Genomic DNA, 18,057 nt, shown 5'->3' on the forward strand with positions numbered 1-18,057 from the left:
CCTTCAGGTTTCAAAACCAACCCTCCATTTTTTCAGTGAACTCTTGTTTTTTGCGGCTGCAAAGTAAAGGACTTTATTTGTAACTTCCAAACACTCTTTAAAAGTTTTTTCCATTGCCAAAATCACCCAAAACCCTTACAGAACGCTGCTTCCAGATCTCCCGGCCTAACCCGGGTGGCTCTCAAAGCGGCTGCAAATATAGAGAGCTTTTTTTGTTCTGCAACATATTTTGCAACATTTTTCTAATCTATTTTTGCTACAAAACACATACACACTGACCATCAATACATTAAAGAGAAAACTTTTCCTATTTAAATTTTACCATTTCCTGGAAACAAAAACAGGCCACCTTAAAATCGGGTGGCCTGCCGTTGTTTTATGTACCGAGGAATGTTATTCCATTTCGTATTTATAGGTGCCCAAATCGCTCAAATCTGAGGTGCGAATAAATTCAGCGTGAGCTTTTACCTGTGCTTTTGCCATGCGAAGAAAGTTTTTTGCCGACTTCAGGAAGGACGGTTCCCGGTTACTATCCAGCACCAACAGGTAGCTCATAATAATATATCCGGCCATTTCAACCATCCGGCGGGCGTGGAAATCAACGAACTCGTTATCTTCAACTGCCAATACCTTGTTAACGGCATGTTCATAATCATCAGTTAGAATAATCAACGCGCGGCGCAGGTGCTCCAGCTCGGGCGAAACTTTTTCAGCTTCATAAACGCGGATTTGATCCAGGTAAGCACCGGTAGTTACGCCGCGAATGGCTGCAACAACCTGTAATTGGGTGGTTCCTTCGTAAATGGATGTAATACGGGCATCACGATAGATCCGTTCAACCGGATAATCTTTCATAAAACCAGAACCGCCATGAATTTGGACCGCATCGTAAGCCAGCTGGTTGCAGAACTCGGAAGACATTCCTTTGACCAAAGGTGTATAAAAATCGGCCAGCTTTTGGTATTTCTTCATTTCATCGCGTTCGTCTTTCTCCAATTTACGCTCCTCGGCAATATGCATGTAGGTTTTATATACATCAACAAAGCGGGCTGTTTCATACAATAAAGTACGCGAGGCATCCAACTTGGCCTTCATCGTGGCCAGCATTTCGTAAACTGCGGGGAAACGCATAATGGCTTTCCCAAATTGAGTACGTTCTTTGGCATAGGCCAAGGCTTCGCGATAGGCCGCTTCGGCAACACCTACCGATTGAGCTGCAATCCCTAAACGAGCACCATTCATCAGGGCCATCACATATTTTATGAGGCCCATTTTGCGGTCGCCCACCAATTCAGCGGGAGCATCCTTAAATACCAGTTCGCATGTTGGCGAACCGATGATGCCCATTTTGTGTTCGATGCGCCGTACCGTTACGCCACCATCATTTTTATCATAGATGAACATGGACAAGCCGCGACCATCTTTTGTGCCGGGTTCGGAACGTGCCAGCACCAGCGAAATGTGGCCATCACCGTTTGTAATGAACCGTTTTACACCATTCAACAACCACTTACCTGATTTTTCGTCGAAGGTAGCTTTCAGCTGAACTGCCTGCAGGTCTGAACCGGCATCGGGTTCGGTCAGGTCCATTGCCATGGTATCGCCCTGGCAAACGCGGGTGAGGTATTTTTCCTTTTGTTCTTCAGAAGCAAACTCATTGATGGTTTCAGCACAGTCTTGCAAACCCCAGATATTAACAAATCCGGCATCGGCCCGCGAAACAATATCAGCCGCCATAATATAAGGGACGATCGGAAAATTCAGGCCGCCGTATTTACGGGGTAATGACATTCCCATCAAGCCGGCTTTATTCAGCGCTTGAATATTCTCCTCTGTCCCACGGGCATAAATAACATGCCCGTCAACCACACTCGGTCCCTCTGCATCAATAGACTCGGCGTTGGGACCTACAATTTCCCCACATATTTCGCCAACCACTTCCAGTACCTTGTCGAAGTTGTCCATGGCATCTTCGTGGTCCATTGGTGCAAAATCAAATTTTCCTTTTTCCGAGAAATTCCTTTCCTTCAAACGGACGATTTTTTCCATCAGAGGATGATCGAGGTGGAATTTCAGATCCTTATTATCGGTATAAAAATTAGCCATTTCTAAAAAGTTTTAAAAGATAATTACTTGGTATTCCTTTTATAATACTTGATCATTTTCGGAATTATGTCCGCCACATCACCGGTGATGACATAGTCGGCAATGGCATTGATCGGAGCTTCCGGATCAGTATTAATGGCAATGATCTGAGCAGATTCTTCCATACCGGCACGGTGCTGGATCTGCCCTGAAATTCCACAGGCAATATATAACTTTGGACGAACGGTTACCCCGGTTTGACCGATCTGACGTTCGTGAGCGGCATAGCCGGCATCAACAGCTGCCCGCGAAGCCCCAACTTCACCGCCAAGCACATCGGCCAAATCGTAAAGCAACTGAAAGTTTTCCTTGGAACCCATTCCGTAACCACCAGCCACCACAATCGGCGCTGCTTTCATGTTCACTTTGCTTTTTTCCATATGCCGTTCGATGATTTCCACGGCGAAATCGGCATCAGTTACGTATTTAGAAACATCGAGCTTAACCACTTTCCCTTTATATTTTGGGTCGAGAATTTCTTTTTTCATCACCCCTTCACGAACAGTTGCCATCTGGGGACGGCAATCGGGGTTGATAATGGTGGCAATGATGTTACCGCCAAAAGCCGGACGGATTTGGTAAAGCAGATTCTCGTAAACCTTCCCCTGCTTCTTATCTTCGTGATCACCAATTACCAGGCTGGTGCAATCAGCAGTCAACCCGCTGTGCAGAGCCGACGAAACCCGGGGACCAAGGTCACGACCAATGGAAGATGCACCCATCAAAGCCACCTGCGGCTTTTGTTCTTCAAATAATTTTACAATAATGGATGTGTGCGGAAGCGTTGTGAACGGATACAACCGCTTATCATCGGCTACATATAATACATCAACCCCGTAAGGGAAGATATGACTTTCAATTCCATCGAGGTTGTGGCCAATAGCAACCGCCTCTAATTTACAGCCCAACTCGTTGGCCAGACCACGTCCTTTGGTCATCAGCTCCTGACTAACTTCGGCTACCTGACCTTCTTCAATTTCGCAATATACAAAAACACTGTTCATAATCAGATTTAATTAGAGGGTTAACCAATGGTATGGCTTTCAATCAGTTCGCGCATCAACTCGTCAATTTCGCTGTCAGCCGAAGTAATCACTTTTGCTTCTTTAGCCTGGAGGACTACGTTCTCGACAGTTTTTACTTTGGTCGGCGAACCGCTCAATCCCAGCTCTGCCAGGTTCACCTCAATGTCGTTTACCGACCACTCCGGAATGTTCAGGTATGGACGATCGTTGTACAGGTGCAGGTAATCTTCGTTGGAGCTCTGAAGTTCGGAAACCGTTTTAGCATGTTTGTATTTCATCAACAGTTTGGCGTTACGGGCGCGGCAGTCGGGTGCCGATCCGTTTACAGTCATCACCATTGGCAGTGGGCAACTCACTACTTCCACACCCCGTTCAAGGCGGCGTTTCAGAAAAATCTTTCCACCTTCAATTTTTTGTACTTCTTCCACATAAGTTACTTGCGGGAGACCCAATTTTTCGGCCACCTGGGGACCAACTTGCGCCGTATCGCCATCAATAGCCTGACGGCCCGCAATGATAATATCAACGTCATTCACCTTTTTTAGCGCCTGTGAAATGGCATAAGAAGTAGCCAGGGTGTCGGATCCGGCAAATGCACGATCGGACAGCAAAATGCCATCATCGGCACCGCGGAACATTGCTTCGCGAATGATTTCGGCGGCACGGCCTGGTCCCATGGTGAGAATGGTTACTGTTGTTCCGGGAAAATTTTCCTTGATTCGCAGTGCCTGCTCCAGCGCATTTAAATCCTCGGGATTAAAGATAGCCGGCAAAGCGGCACGGTTAATCGTACCATCGGCTTTCATCGCGTCCTTGCCAACGTTCCGGGTATCGGGAACCTGTTTGGCCAGTACGATAATTTTGTAAGCTTTCATCGTATTTAAATTTATCAGTTCTATTGATTGGTTTGGCCAATCATCCCTGGTTAATCTTTACTACCGCACGATCTTACTACCGGTAAACAACGCCCAAACAGGACGGTATTTTTCCGGATGATCACACAATAAGCATGTAAGAACTAGGGCTGATTGGTCTTGCAAAGGCTTTCGAAACACGGCAGCAGCTTTGCAAGGCAGGCAAATATAGCCAAACAGGAAAAAGAAATCAAGATTTTGGACTGGGGTAGAAAAACAGACAGATCGTTCAAAACCTGAGAATAGAAGCACAAAATGAAATTTCACTCATACCGGATTTGCTAAAAATCTTTGCCAACGCGGATTTAGAACAATCATCCCTATTTTTCAAAAAATCCTATTCCTGAAATATTCGCTTTTATTTATAATCATTTTAATCTGGAAGTCCGTTTTATTTAAACAAACATGGATACTTTAAAAAAAGAGAGATAACTCCAATTGTCTTCCATCGAGAACAACCAAATAATAATACTTTTACCGTGCAAGACTGCACACTATCCATTAAAAAGAAAAAATGAATATTGTTATGAGAGTGAGATTATTCTTGTTGATGATTACGGCATTGGGCCTTTTTTCTTGTTCGAAAAATAATGTAGAAGATAATCCGGTAATGCCCCCTACCGAAGAAGTAACTCCGGACAACAATGCAGATACGACTCCATTTGCTGCATTTCCAGGTGCCGAAGGATACGGGAAATTTACAACCGGAGGCCGGGGTGGCCATGTATATTATGTAACGACACTTCAGGATGATAATTCGGCCGGTTCACTTCGTTATGCCATCAACCAAAGCGGGGCCCGTACCATTGTATTTGCAGTTTCGGGCGAAATAAAACTAAAATCGAACCTGACAATTTCGAACGGCGACCTCACGATTGCCGGGCAAAGCGCCCCGGGTGAAGGTATTTGCATCCGCGACCATTCGGTCGTAGTGAATGCCAGTAATGTAATTATTCGTTTTTTGCGCTTCCGGCTAGGCGACGAAACAAAAACCGAAAACGACGCCTTTTGGGGCCGAAATCAGTCCAACATCATTATCGACCACTGCAGCATGAGCTGGAGCACCGACGAGTGCAGTTCTTTTTACGACAATGCAAACTTTACCATGCAATGGTGCATTCTTTCGGAAAGCTTGCGAAATTCGGTGCATGACAAAGGGACACACGGCTACGGTGGTATTTGGGGCGGTAAAAAAGCATCATTCCACCACAACTTGCTAGCCCATCACGATAGTCGCAACCCGCGTTTCTGCGGTAGTCGCTACTCGAACAAACCAGATGAAGAAATGGTGGACTTCCGCAATAATGTTTTTTTCAATTGGGGAGGTAACACGGCATACGCGGCAGAAGGTGGTTCGTACAACCTCATCAATAACTACTACAAAGCCGGGCCGGCAAGTTCCAACAAAGGCCGAATCGTTCAACCGTATGCCGATGGCGGAAGCAATGCTCAACCTGCCGGAATCTATGGTAAATTTTATGTGAGCGGAAATGTATTGACCGCCAGCAGCGCCAACACTACCGACAATTGGCTGGGCGTTAACATGCATAATTCTTCCTTTTCTTCTTATGCTCCGGGAGTAACCCTCAATGACTTAAAGTTGACTGCCCCAGTGAACGAACCCGAAATTACCACACATACTGCAACGAATGCCTTCGCTCAAGTGTTGGCTTATGCCGGCGCCGGTTTGACGCGTGACGCCGTGGACAGCCGAATTGTTTCTGAAACTGAATCAGGAATACCAACCTACATGGAGGGTGGAAACGGAAGCACCAACGGATTGATTGATACCCAATCGGCGGTGGGCGGATGGCCGGCACTGGCTACCGGCGACATCCCGACAGATACTGACCTCGACGGCATGCCCGACACTTGGGAAACTGCCAAAAACCTAAACCCTGCGGATACTTCGGATGGCAATCAAAAAAAGCTGGATGGCAAATACACCAACCTCGAAGTGTATCTGAACAGTCTGGTGAAAGTTGTTACCGAGAAGCAAACGGAAGGAGGAACTCCAAATTATTAGCCCCTGTAAGGAGATTTATTAGGATATAAACTATATGAGGCTGTTTTCAAGATTGAAAACAGCCTCGTTTTATTGGGCATAACATGCAGCCAAATAGTCAATAATAGAATGATAAATGATCACAGCCACTGAATCAGACCTGCTTCCTGACAGTCAAACTATGTTTTATCGATATGTCCTCACAAGATACCTGTTTGTCCTCATTGATGACAAGTAATAGAATTATCTTGGTATCCCTGATAAATGAGCCTTGTAAAATGTACACCGACTGAACCAAGCCGAGACGACTCAGGGGCCAATAGTAAAAAGATGTTATAAAACTCATTCCATAAGAGTACGATATACTTTTATTATTTTTGGACATCATCAAATTTCTAAATCATGAAGAAGAATACCATCTACTCAATCATTCTCTTATCTCTGATCAGCCTAAGCACACTGGCTCAAAGCAGCTTAACCCTGCATACTGATCAAGCAGAAACAAAAATCAACCGTGAAATCTACGGTCATTTTGCAGAACACCTGGGGCATTGTATTTACGGTGGAATTTATGTAGGCGAAGATTCTGACATTCCCAACATCCGGGGATTTCGGCTAGACGTAATCGGTGCGTTGAAAGACATGAATATTCCACTGCTCCGCTGGCCGGGCGGCTGTTTTGCCGACACCTACAATTGGAAAGACGGCATTGGCCCAAAACACAAACGCCCTTCAATGGTGAATGTACACTGGGGCGGAGTTACCGAAGACAACAGCTTTGGTACACACGAATTTCTGGACTTTTGCGAACTGATCAACGCCGAGCCTTACATCAACCTGAATGTTGGCTCGGGAACCGTACGCGAAGCTGCCGAGTGGGTCGAGTATGTTACCTCTGCCAACATCAGTCCGATGACCGACCTGCGCAAACAAAACGGACGTGAAGAACCCTGGAACGTGAAGTACTGGGGCATTGGCAATGAGAACTGGGGTTGCGGCGGCAATATGACTCCCGAATATTACGCCGACCTTTATAACCGGTTTGCCGGCTATTGCCGTGGTGATTTGTACCGCATTGCCGGAGGCCCGAATGTGGATGATTACAACTGGATGGAAGTACTGATGCAGAAAACTACCCGCCACCGTCAACTGGTACAGGGAGTTTCGTTGCACAATTATACCTTCACCACCAGCTGGAACGACAAAGGTTCCGCCACTGATTTCGACGAAAAAGGATGGATTTCGGTATTGGACAATACCCTGAGAATGGAAACGCTGATTGAACGGCATTCCACCATTATGGATAAATACGATCCCGAGAAACGTATTGGCCTGATCGTTGACGAATGGGGTAACTGGTTCAATGTAGAGCCCGGAACAAATCCCGGCTTCCTTTATCAGCAAAATACCCTGCGCGATGCGTTGGTGGCCGGTATCAACCTGAACCTGTTCAACAACCACGCAGACCGTGTAAAAATGGCCAACATCGCACAAACCGTAAACGTGCTGCAATCTGTCATCCTGACAAAAGAGGAACAAATGGTACTCACCCCTACCTATTATGTGTTCAAAATGTACAGCGTACACCAGGATGCCAACCTTATTCCTGCTAACCTGAAAACCGGGAAATACGAATTGGATGGTAAATCAGTTCCTGCCGTTCATGCTTCGGCTTCAACCAAAGACGGCCAGGTTTCCATCACATTGTGCAACCTCAACCCGAATAAAGCCGAAAGCATTGACATCACCCTTACCGGCCAGGAAGTATCTTCGGCCAGCGGACAAATTGTGACAGCCAAAAACATGAATGATTACAACGACTTTGGTCAGGAAGAAAAAGTCACCTTAAAGTCATTCGACGTTAAAAAACCGAAAGATGGCAAACTGACTGTTGAAATTCCAGCAAAATCAGTTGTGCTGGTCCAGCTTAAATAAGATCAGAATTTTCATGAAACAGAAAAGGGTGCCCCGTCGGACACCCTTTTTTCGTAGGATAAAAATTATTGCTTTTCCCGGATTTCAACACGCCTTATTTTCCCGGAAATTGTTTTGGGTAACTCCGTCACAAACTCCACAATACGCGGGTATTTATACGGAGCAGTAATGCGCTTGACATGATCCTGAATTTCCTTTACCAAATGATCAGAACCGGGACGGTATTCCTGAGATAAAATAATGCTGGCTTTTACAACCTGTCCACGGATTTCATCCGGGACAGCGGTTACGGCACACTCCACCACTGCCGGATGCTCCATCAAAGCGCTTTCCACTTCGAAAGGGCCAATGCGATAACCCGAACTCTTAATGACATCATCAACCCGACCAACAAACCAGAAATAGCCATCTTCATCTCGCCAGGCCAGGTCACCGGTATGGTAATAACCATCATACCAAACGGCTGCAGTTTGAGCCGGATCCCGGTAATATTCTGCAAACAGTCCAACCGGTAATTCTGCGCCGGTGTAAACCACAATCTCCCCGATCTCTCCATCTTCGCAAAGGCGGTCTTCGGGGTGGAGCAACTGCACATCATAGGCGGGATTCGGAACTCCCATGGAGCCCGGCTTTGTTTCCATCCAGGGGAACGTAGCGATGGAGACAACCGTTTCCGTCTGGCCAAAGCCTTCTTTCAGGCAAATGCCGGTCAATTTCAGAAAACGGTTGTAAACCTCTGCATTTAGCGGTTCGCCAGCCACGGTGCAATATTTCAGCGATGACAAATCGTATCTTGAGAAATCTTCGCGAATCATAAACCGGTAAACGGTTGGCGGAGCACAAAAAGAAGTCACCCTGTACTTGCTGATGACTTCAAGCATATCAGCCGGAGTGAATTTGTCGTGGTCATAAACAAACACGGCGCAACCAGCCAACCACTGGCCATATAATTTACCCCAAACAGCTTTCCCCCACCCCGTATCGGCAACCGTGAGGTGCAATCCATTTTCTTTCACATTTTGCCAATACGATGCCGTGATAATATGCCCAATCGGATAAGTAAAATCGTGAGCTACCATTTTAGGATTCCCTGTAGTCCCGGAAGTAAAATACAACAGGGAAATATCTCTGTTATCAGAAGCGTTCGCAGGTTTCACAAAAGCTGGGGCCGAAGAAATCCCCGCAGAAAAATCACTCCATCCGTCTGGAATCTGCGGACCGACAGAGATTTTCTGCTCCACGGTGGGCGACTCCACCATCGCCTGATCAATCTGATGCAATACATTTTCATCGCCCACCGACACAATAGCTTTTATTCCGGCGGCATTGTTCCGAAAAACGATATCCTTTTTCATCAGCAAGTGAGTGGCCGGAATGCATACAGCCCCGATTTTATGCAAGGCGATGATCGAAAACCAAAACTCAAAACGACGCTTTAAGATCAACATCACCTTGTCGCCCCGGCCAACTCCGAGCGACTGAAAATAAGAAGCGGTCTGGTCGCTGTATGTTTTCAAATCAGCAAAGGTAAAATCCCGGTGTTCACCTTGGTCGTTTGTCCAAACCAGCGCTAATTTATTCGGTTCCATGCGAGCGTATTCATCCACCACATCATAACCGAAGTTAAAATTGTCCGGAACCACAAACTCCAGGTTTTCCTTAAAATCAGACAGGCTCTCAAACCTGCTTTTTTTCAAATATTTTTCACTAAAAACCATATCAACAAATTAAAAAATCATAGCTAAAAATTCGGCTTCTTGTCCGTCCAGGGCTTTCATCCCGTGGGGCAATCCGGAATTAAACCAAAGCGAATCACCCTCTTCCATCACCAACTCCTTTCCATTCAGGACAACCATCAGTCGCCCCTTCAGCACCAAGTTGAATTCCTGCCCCTGGTGCTGATAAACCGCAATTGGTTTCGGTTCCGAATCGGGAGAAACAGTTACCACAAAGGGTTGGGCTTTTTTGTGGATAAAACTTTCGTTCAACGCCTGATATTTATATTCCTTGCGGCGTTCGGCCACCACTCCGGTTCCTTTGCGGGTGAGCGAATAACCAGCCATTCTCGGCATGTCGCCAGTAAGCAGCGCAGTGATTTCAATATCAAAAGTTGTTGAAAACCGATACAAAAAACTCACCGGAATGTCGGTATTTCCGGCTTCGTAATCGTTGTACTGCTCAACACTTATGCCACAAGCAGCGGCACAACTGTCTTCCGAAAGGTCTAAGGCATCACGAAAACCTCTTAGCCGATCGGCAATCTCTCGAATTTTCAGATCCATAATATGGGTGATTTTTGGTGTATGCGATTATAATTATTACCTGATGGATAAAAGTAATAATTTCAGAATAAAACACCGGGTTCCCGGACAAAATAGCACATTGGTCCGATAAATAAACAAATCAACCTGTAATGCGAAAGAGAAAAATCAAAAGGGATATCCAATAGCAAACGACAGGTTCAAATGATCGCCCGTGATCGGGTAATTCCCGATAATGAACCGTTTCCCTTGGGGCAAAGCCGGATCGCGCAGTTTCATTCCCAGATCGAGCCGGAAAATGAAGTAGGTAAAATCGAAGCGGAGGCCGGTTCCGGTCCCAATAGCTACTTGCTTGTAAAAATTATCAAACTGAAACAGTGCCCCGGGCCGGTTATCTTTGTTATTGATGGCCCAGATATTCCCGGCATCCAGGAAAAAAGCGCCTTCCACGCGCCCCACCAAGCGGTAACGATACTCCAGGTTGGCTTCCAGCTTGATGTCGCCCGACTGGTTTGGATAAACATTTTCGGGAGCCTTGTAGCTGCCGGGACCCAGGGTGCGTACCTGCCAGGCCCGGATTCCGTTGGCACCGCCGGTAAAATATTTCTTTTCAAACGGAAGCACATCAAAGTTGCCGTATGGAAGCCCGACCCCGGCAAAAGCACGGCCAACAATGGAGTTGTATTTGTTTATGGTATAACCGTAACGGTATTCAAGGTCTGTTTTCAGGTATTGGGCAAAGCGAGTATTAAAAATCTTGTAAAAATGAGATTCCCGGTTGGTAATCGAATCCATCTCAACGGCCTCCTGCTTTCCCACGAGTTTGGCATAGGCCGACAACAAATTTCCCGCCGCCTCAAACGACCACTTGAAATAATGATAATTGTCTTTCCGGCTTACCGACTGTGTGTTGTCAACCAACGTGTAGTTCATCGCCATAATCAAGTGATCGGTGAAACTGCTTTTGATGTACAAATCCTCAATTGAATTGATAAATTCCGGGTTAAACTCGTACAAATTCACATAATTGAAATCGATCAAATTCAGGAAATGGGTCCTGAAGGCCTTGCTTTTCCAGTTGTACCCAAACCGAAAGTTGGTGATGGTACGCGTGTAATCGGGCCGTCGCTGATAATTATACCCCAGCGTAAAACTCGTCTGTGGCACCTGAAAGCTGAACAAGCGCCGGTCGTCGAGCGGACTGAAAAACTTGGGTAAGGTCAGCGACCCTTCCAGCCCAAACTCCCGGGTATTGAAATTAAGTCGGCTCTCGCTCACCAGTGCCTGCTGGCGTTCGATAGCGCCCTTCAGTGTAACATTGAATATTTCGGCCCCGCGTAACAAGTTCCGGTGCTGGTAGTTCAGGTTCCCGGCCATGCCCAGGTTCCCCGAGCTGTTAGTTCCCTCCACATCTACCGAAAAGCCTTGGCGCGACAAGGGCGTCAACTGGAAATTGCAGTCCAGCACACCAATCGAATCATTACCAAGTGAGTCAACCACGTTAAAATTCAGGTTCACCACTTTAAATTGTTGTAACTGGTTAAGTGACCGGTACGTTTTTTCCACGTTTCGCAGAGAATATTCCGTACTGTCTTTTATCCGGTTCAGGTTTTCGAACAATTCCGGTTTGTACTTCAGCTTCTCCCTAAAAATAAAGGTGTAAGGCGGTTCAAAAATCGTGTCGGGCATCGCACGATTATTTGCTTCTGCCAGTTGTGGCGGCACATAATCCGGATTTACGCGGTAATTACGGACCACGTATTTCTTGTGAGCAACCACCGAATCGGACAGTCCGGCCTGATCTGCATCGGCCACCACCACGGTCAAATCCACCTGCTTTGTATTTAAGCTGCTATCGGCCAGGCAGCTGATATAGTCAGTCGAAAACCGGTAATAGCCATGATTTCGCAGCAAGGCAGACAAGCGATTGCGTTCTTCATTCAGGCGGTCAATATCAAAAATATCATTGATTCCCACCAGCTGACGGGCAGTATCGGCCATGATCAATGGAACCAGTTTTTCATCTTCAATTTGATATTCATATTTTCTGATTCGGTAAGGCTCACCGGCTTTTACATTAAACACCAGATTAACCTTGGGTTTCCGGGCATGCTGAATGACCGTATCGGTAATTATGCCGTCATAAAATCCTTTATTCTTCAAATAAATGCCCAATTGTTCTTTGGATCGAACGGTTTGGAAATCCTGATATAGGACCGGTGCTTCGCCAATACGCTTAAACCAGTTATTGTCCTTCTTCTTCGACGACAGATTATACAAAGCCAAATGAAACTTGAAAAACCCCAGAATCTTCAAGTTCTCCTTTTGCCGTACCTGACCTTTCAGTTCTTCTTTGTTGATGGACCGGTGATCGACTTTAATGTCCACATCATTTAACAGATACTTCCCTTCCGGCACATAGCGGGTAGATGAACAAGCCGCCAGCAGACTCAACGCCACAAGCAGAACCGGTAGCCGGTAGGACGATATGTTTAGATTTCCCTTCATAAAAAGTATCTCACCAAAAAACTGATCGTTTGTGAAAAAATTTTGCCGCTTCAACATATTCTTCCGGGCATTCCATTATCCCGCAAAACCGTCGATAAATGTCAACAATACCGGGCATCCTGTAACCAGCCGTGAAATGCCCCCTAAGAAGTACGGCTCCACAAAAATAAACACTCTGGATAGCAAACAAATCAAGCGGGCTTTTTATTTTTACAAAATGTTTAGTCAAACCAGTCATGCTAAGTAAAAACAAAATAAGGTTCATCCAATCGCTTGCCCGTAAAAAAATCCGGGAACAGGAAAAAGTGTTTCTTGTTGAAGGAAATAAGATGGTGCTGGAAGCCATTGAGGCCGGCAGGCAACTAAAAACACTCTGCGCCACGTCCGGTTTTCTTGCGGAGAATAACATTTCCCCCCAAATGGCTACTGAAGTTATCGAAGTTTCGCCTGAGGAAATGCAAAAAGCCAGCTTGCTGCAAACACCGCAACAGGCGCTGGCTGTGGTAAACATGCCGGAACAGCATTTCAACCTGACAGATTCCACACAGGATTTGGCGCTGGCGCTCGACTTCATCCAGGATCCCGGCAATTTGGGGACCATCATCCGGCTGGCCGACTGGTTCGGGATCAGGCACATCCTTTGCTCCGAAAATACGGTGGATTGTTTCAATCCCAAAGTCATCCAATCCAGCATGGGCGCCATTTTCCGTGTCGAAGTTCATTACCTGAACTTGGTTGAAACCTTGAAAATGGCAGCAGCTTCGGGCACAAAAATATTCGGCACCTTTCTGGAAGGTGAAAACTTGTACAAACACCCGCTGAGCAAAAATGGGATTCTGGTAATGGGTAACGAAGGCAACGGAATTTCGGAAGAAGTGGCCCGCATGGTGACCGATAAAGTCCACATTCCGGCTTTTCCCGGAGGCCAAACGGGCAGCGAATCGCTTAACGTGGCAACGGCCACCGCCATCTGTTGTGCCGAATTCCGAAGAAGAATGATGGATTAAGGCCGCTATCCTTCCACATTGCACACCAACGCTTCGGCACAGCGTTCGCCATCCATCGCCGACGAAGCAATACCTCCGGCATAGCCAGCCCCCTCGCCGCAAGGATACAATCCGCGAATGCGGATATGCTGCATAGATACCTCATCGCGCGGAATACGCAATGGCGACGAGGTGCGCGATTCCACCCCAACAGCCACAGCCAGCTCGGTGTGAAATCCATGGGCTTTGCGGTCGATTTGTATAACCGCCTCACGCAGCCGCGACGAAATACGCTTGGGCAATTTCTCGTGCAAGGCCGAAGGGATCAACCCGGGTGTATAGGATGACTCGGGAAGGTCGGCAGACTTACGTCCGGTAACAAAGTCGGTTAGCCGCTGAGCAGGGGCAAACTGAGTATGGCCGTTCAGCTCAAAGCAAAGCCGCTCCACGCTTTTTTGAAATTCCAGCCCGGCAAATACGCCCAAATGTTTGAACTCGCGCAAATCTTCGGGGTGAATTTCCACCACCAACCCCGAATTGGCAAACGGTGAATTTCGTTTAGCGGGCGACATACCATTCACCACCAGCTCACCCGGCGCTGTTGCTGCCGGAACAATAAAACCGCCCGGGCACATGCAAAACGAATATACGCCGCGGTCGTTTACCTGCTCCACAAACGAATAGCTGGCAGCCGGCAAATACGGCCCGCGCACATCCTGGTGATATTGGATGCTGTCGATCAAGGCCTGCGGATGTTCTACCCTAACACCCATCGCAAACGACTTGGCCTCCAGGTTCACACCATTCCGGTGAAGCATTTCATAAATATCGCGGGCAGAATGGCCGGTAGCCAACAAAACGCCGACAAACTCAAAACGACTGCCATCAGCCAGCACCAACCCGTTGCATTCTTCATCGCAAATAATGAGGTCGGTTACCCGGCTGTTGAAATGAATTTCGCCACCGCAAGCCAGGATTTGCTCGCGCATCCGGGTAATTACGCCAGGCAACTTGTTGGTGCCAATATGCGGGTGGGCATCAATCAGAATTTGCGGATCGGCGCCAAACTGCACGAAGACTTCCAGTATCTTCTGCACATTCCCGCGCTTTTTGGAGCGGGTATATAATTTTCCATCAGAGAAAGTTCCTGCACCACCTTCGCCAAAGCCATAGTTGGAATCCGGATCAACCAAATGTTCGCGATGAATAAGGGCAATGTCGCGTTTGCGATCGCTGACATTTTTCCCGCGCTCGAAAATCACCGGCTTGTACCCAAGTTCGATCAGACGCAAAGCGGCAAACAAACCTGCCGGCCCTGCTCCCACAATGCCAACCGGCGGACAATGTTCAACCGATCCGTATTGATATTGCACAGCAGCCACTTCGGGTTCTTCCCCCACATAAACCATCACCCCCAGGTTAATTTTAATCTGTCGCTGGCGGGCGTCAATGGAGCGGCGCCGAACAACAATGGCGGTGATATCGTCGGGATTTATACCCAGCTTGGCAGCGACCAGTGGCCGGTAATACAGTTCGTCCGACGCCTGTTTAGGGGTCAGTGATAAGTTGAAATCTTTCTTCATGAAAATCCGGTTCCGGTTGCTATTCGAAATGAAAACTCAGGGTAAAAACATTCGATGTCATCCGCTGGATGGCATGTGTATAGTAGGCGCGCTGGGTTTCGTCAGGAGCATCGCCAAGGATATTGCCCAATCCAAGGCTGACTTTTAGCTCGGTTGACAGGCGGAAGAAACGCAGGTAACTATCTAGGCCAATGCCTCCTTCCAGATAAAAACCGGCGCGTTTTGTACGTACCAACTCCTCACTGCCCGATTTTGAAATATCCAACCGCAAGGCAGGCCCGGCAATCAGGTACGGCCGTTGGTTGTTCAACCGGCTCGATTTGTATTTGACCAACACGGGCAAATCGATAAACGTTGCTTTGGTTGAGTAAAATTCCACATCCTGGTTACCGGCATTGTTGTCATAAACCGGCACATTATACACCAGCTTGCGTTCGCCAAACGATAATCCGGGCAAAACCCGCAAATCGAAATATTCACCCAACCTCAAATTGGTAACAATTCCCACCGTCAGACCCGGCACCAAATCAGGCATCCCGGCACGAATGTTGTCTGATGCAGTAATTTCATGGCCATCGGGATTTCCCCAGACTTTCTCAACAAAATCCGGATTCTTGCCAATGAGCGACCAATGCCGCAACGAAAAGTCCATGGTATTGATACCAATCGAAAACCCAAAATGAATTTTCTTGTCATCAAAAGTGGTTAGGTGTTTCACGTGGGCCAACTGTGCAACGCCTTGCAAGCTGATCAGCAGAAATAATATGGCACTAATTTGCTTTTTCACAGGATTTGTTTGTACACTATTTCAAAACAACAAGTTTACAAAAATATTGTCTGCCTGTTTACCAATAATCTCACTATTTTTCGGCCAGGTAAATGGTGGCAATGCCAAAAGTGAGCCGGTACTGGCGATAGCTGGAAAATCCAAGCGTTTCAAGAATATTCAGAAAATCATGATCGTCGGGAAAAGCCATCACCGATTCGGGCAAATAATTATAGGCAGAACCGTCTTTGGATACCATTCCTCCAATGAGCGGCAAAATATGGAAAAAATAAAACTTATACAGTTGTTTGAACGGGAAATACCGGGGTTTCGAAAACTCGAGGATGACAGCGGCGCCACCCGGTTTTAACACCCGCTTAAATTCGGCCAGCCCTTTTTCGAGGTTCTCGAAGTTCCGCACGCCAAAAGCAACAGTAATCGCATCAAACGAATCACTTTCAAAAGGCATATTTTCCGAGTCGCCTTTTTGAAAATGAATGACACCATCCAGTTTGAGCCGTTTCACTTTTTCGGCCCCCACGCGGATCATCTGTTCCGAGAGGTCAAAACCAACAATTTCGCCCGGATTTATTTTGGCCGTTGCAATGGCGAAGTCGCCGGTTCCCGTGGCTACATCCAGCACCCGGTCCGGCTGATAGGTTTTCAGCAAACGTACCGCCTTTTTGCGCCATAACTTATCAATGCCCAAGCTCAACAGATGGTTTAGAAAATCGTATTTGGGCGCAATATTGTCGAACATCTGCTCGACCTGCTGTTTCTTATTTTTATCTGAATCCTGATAGGGAGCTACCGTCATTAGGCGTTGGGTATCATTTTATCAATAAAACCGTATGATTCGTCGTCGATGCGAATTTCACCTTTCGTAGCATGTCCCAGAGTGAAAAACGGCAAGTTGGTAGTCCGCATAAAATCCACGAAGTCGTCCACATTCTGTTTGGGCACCCCAACAATCAGGCGGCCCATCGATTCGCCAAACAAGAAAGCGTCTTTGCGGATCTCGGCATCAGTGGTAATATCGAAGCCCAGGCCCGACGGCATGCCGGCCCGCAACAGGGAGAAAAACAAACCGCCTTTACCAACCGGACTGGCCGAGGTAATCAGGCCTTTGTCGATCAAACTGGCCATTACCCGGTGCAAACGGACTTCCATGTCAATATCGAAAACAGGAAGCGGCGAGTCGTCAATTTCGTGGTAAAATTCGAGATATTCGGATGAATTAAGGTCGTCATACGAGTGGCCAATCATGAAAATATTGTTTCCCTTCGATTTTAGCTGATGGGTGAGCACCTTTTCTTTGTTGTCAACGCTGCCAATCATGCTGATGATGATGGTTGGTGACACGGGCCCGTGAGCCGAAAAATAATCGAACCGGATTTTGCGGTCAGAAACCTTCAGCCCGAATTTGGCGCTGGCATTTTCGAGCCCCTTTTTAGCGCCCGAAGCGATAAACTGCCCGTTCGGATCGGCAATATTGATATGATATAAAAATGCACTGACAGCCTGAGGCTTTGCCCCATAGCAAACCATGCGGCGTGCTGCCCGGCTGATCAGAATCTCCGTGGCTGTTTTCGGATCATTCTCCAGGTGATGATGGAAGGCATGTGTCGTCATCGACATGATCTGCCCACTATCGGTGGTGAAAATACCGGCATCATCGGTATCATCGTTGGCCAGGTTATCCAGTTCAAACCCATCCTCACTGAAATCATTGAAATAATTGACCGGTGCCAAATTTGGGTTCACCATTAGGTTAAAAACAATATCATGAATATCTTTGGGCTCTTCAATCTGTTCAATAGAAAAGACTTCTTTGTTTTCAATTACTTCGGCCATATCGTTTCGTTTAAAGCTTGAATAATGGAAACAAAAATAGTCAAGTAGTTGATTTTTCCATACCAATTAAGGATT

At 46.9% G+C, this 18,057-nt stretch carries 13 protein-coding genes; 3 read left to right on the top strand and 10 right to left on the bottom strand.

Annotation, left to right across the window (positions count from 1 at the left end; genetic code table 11):
* Positions 1 to 393: 393 nt before the first annotated feature.
* Genes N2K84_RS08355 through N2K84_RS08365 form a run of 3 tightly spaced genes read right to left on the bottom strand, consistent with a single transcriptional unit; the run spans position 394 to position 4,045 of the window.
* Complete coding sequence (locus N2K84_RS08355; protein WP_282591340.1) at positions 394 to 2,106, bottom strand: acyl-CoA dehydrogenase family protein; 1,713 nt, start codon at positions 2,104 to 2,106, stop codon at positions 394 to 396.
* A 23-nt stretch (positions 2,107 to 2,129) separates the two neighbouring features.
* Positions 2,130 to 3,149: an electron transfer flavoprotein subunit alpha/FixB family protein gene (locus N2K84_RS08360; RefSeq protein WP_282591341.1), complete on the bottom strand. Its 1,020-nt coding sequence runs from the start codon at positions 3,147 to 3,149 to the stop codon at positions 2,130 to 2,132.
* Between the two features lie 20 nt (positions 3,150 to 3,169).
* Positions 3,170 to 4,045, bottom strand: a complete 876-nt coding sequence (locus N2K84_RS08365; RefSeq protein WP_282591342.1) for an electron transfer flavoprotein subunit beta/FixA family protein — start codon at positions 4,043 to 4,045, stop codon at positions 3,170 to 3,172.
* Between the two features lie 565 nt (positions 4,046 to 4,610).
* Between N2K84_RS08365 and N2K84_RS08370 the strand changes: the two genes are divergently transcribed.
* Both N2K84_RS08370 and N2K84_RS08375 read left to right on the top strand, forming a co-directional pair.
* Positions 4,611 to 6,110 (top strand): pectate lyase family protein, encoded by a 1,500-nt coding sequence (locus N2K84_RS08370; protein ID WP_282591343.1) that lies wholly within the window; start codon positions 4,611 to 4,613, stop codon positions 6,108 to 6,110.
* A 381-nt stretch (positions 6,111 to 6,491) separates the two neighbouring features.
* Positions 6,492 to 8,024: an alpha-N-arabinofuranosidase gene (locus N2K84_RS08375; protein WP_282591344.1), complete on the top strand. Its 1,533-nt coding sequence runs from the start codon at positions 6,492 to 6,494 to the stop codon at positions 8,022 to 8,024.
* 65 nt (positions 8,025 to 8,089) lie between these two features.
* On the opposite strand, the gene N2K84_RS08380 is transcribed toward N2K84_RS08375, so the two are convergent.
* The 3 genes from N2K84_RS08380 to tamL all read right to left on the bottom strand — a co-directional run bounded on the left by N2K84_RS08380 (position 8,090) and on the right by tamL (position 12,793).
* Positions 8,090 to 9,742, bottom strand: coding sequence for an AMP-binding protein (locus tag N2K84_RS08380; protein WP_282591345.1), 1,653 nt, complete (start codon positions 9,740 to 9,742; stop codon positions 8,090 to 8,092).
* Positions 9,743 to 9,751: 9 nt separating this feature from the next.
* Positions 9,752 to 10,306, bottom strand: a complete 555-nt coding sequence (locus N2K84_RS08385; protein ID WP_282591346.1) for a helix-turn-helix domain-containing protein — start codon at positions 10,304 to 10,306, stop codon at positions 9,752 to 9,754.
* A 147-nt stretch (positions 10,307 to 10,453) separates the two neighbouring features.
* Complete coding sequence (gene tamL, locus N2K84_RS08390) at positions 10,454 to 12,793, bottom strand: translocation and assembly module lipoprotein TamL (protein WP_282591347.1); 2,340 nt, start codon at positions 12,791 to 12,793, stop codon at positions 10,454 to 10,456.
* 236 nt (positions 12,794 to 13,029) lie between these two features.
* On the opposite strand from tamL, the gene N2K84_RS08395 reads away from it, so the two are divergent.
* The gene (locus tag N2K84_RS08395; protein ID WP_282591348.1) at positions 13,030 to 13,800 is read left to right on the top strand and encodes a TrmH family RNA methyltransferase; all 771 of its coding nucleotides are present in this window, start codon (positions 13,030 to 13,032) and stop codon (positions 13,798 to 13,800) included.
* 5 nt (positions 13,801 to 13,805) lie between these two features.
* Here the strand turns inward: N2K84_RS08395 and N2K84_RS08400 are convergent, their stop codons facing one another.
* The 4 genes from N2K84_RS08400 to N2K84_RS08415 all read right to left on the bottom strand — a co-directional run bounded on the left by N2K84_RS08400 (position 13,806) and on the right by N2K84_RS08415 (position 17,982).
* The gene (locus N2K84_RS08400) at positions 13,806 to 15,362 is read right to left on the bottom strand and encodes an NAD(P)/FAD-dependent oxidoreductase (RefSeq protein WP_282591349.1); all 1,557 of its coding nucleotides are present in this window, start codon (positions 15,360 to 15,362) and stop codon (positions 13,806 to 13,808) included.
* Between the two features lie 19 nt (positions 15,363 to 15,381).
* Positions 15,382 to 16,149, bottom strand: coding sequence for a type IX secretion/gliding motility protein PorT/SprT (gene porT / locus N2K84_RS08405; RefSeq protein ID WP_282591350.1), 768 nt, complete (start codon positions 16,147 to 16,149; stop codon positions 15,382 to 15,384).
* A 73-nt stretch (positions 16,150 to 16,222) separates the two neighbouring features.
* On the bottom strand, positions 16,223 to 16,945 hold the full coding sequence (ubiE, locus tag N2K84_RS08410; RefSeq protein ID WP_282591351.1) for a bifunctional demethylmenaquinone methyltransferase/2-methoxy-6-polyprenyl-1,4-benzoquinol methylase UbiE: 723 nt from the start codon (positions 16,943 to 16,945) through the stop codon (positions 16,223 to 16,225).
* Positions 16,945 to 17,982 (bottom strand): AIR synthase-related protein, encoded by a 1,038-nt coding sequence (locus N2K84_RS08415; protein WP_282591352.1) that lies wholly within the window; start codon positions 17,980 to 17,982, stop codon positions 16,945 to 16,947. The genes ubiE and N2K84_RS08415 overlap by 1 nt, the downstream gene beginning before the upstream one ends.
* Between the last annotated feature and the right edge of the window lie 75 nt (positions 17,983 to 18,057).

This window comes from Gaoshiqia sediminis (assembly GCF_025907915.1).
Lineage (GTDB): Bacteria > Bacteroidota > Bacteroidia > Bacteroidales > Prolixibacteraceae > Gaoshiqia > Gaoshiqia sediminis.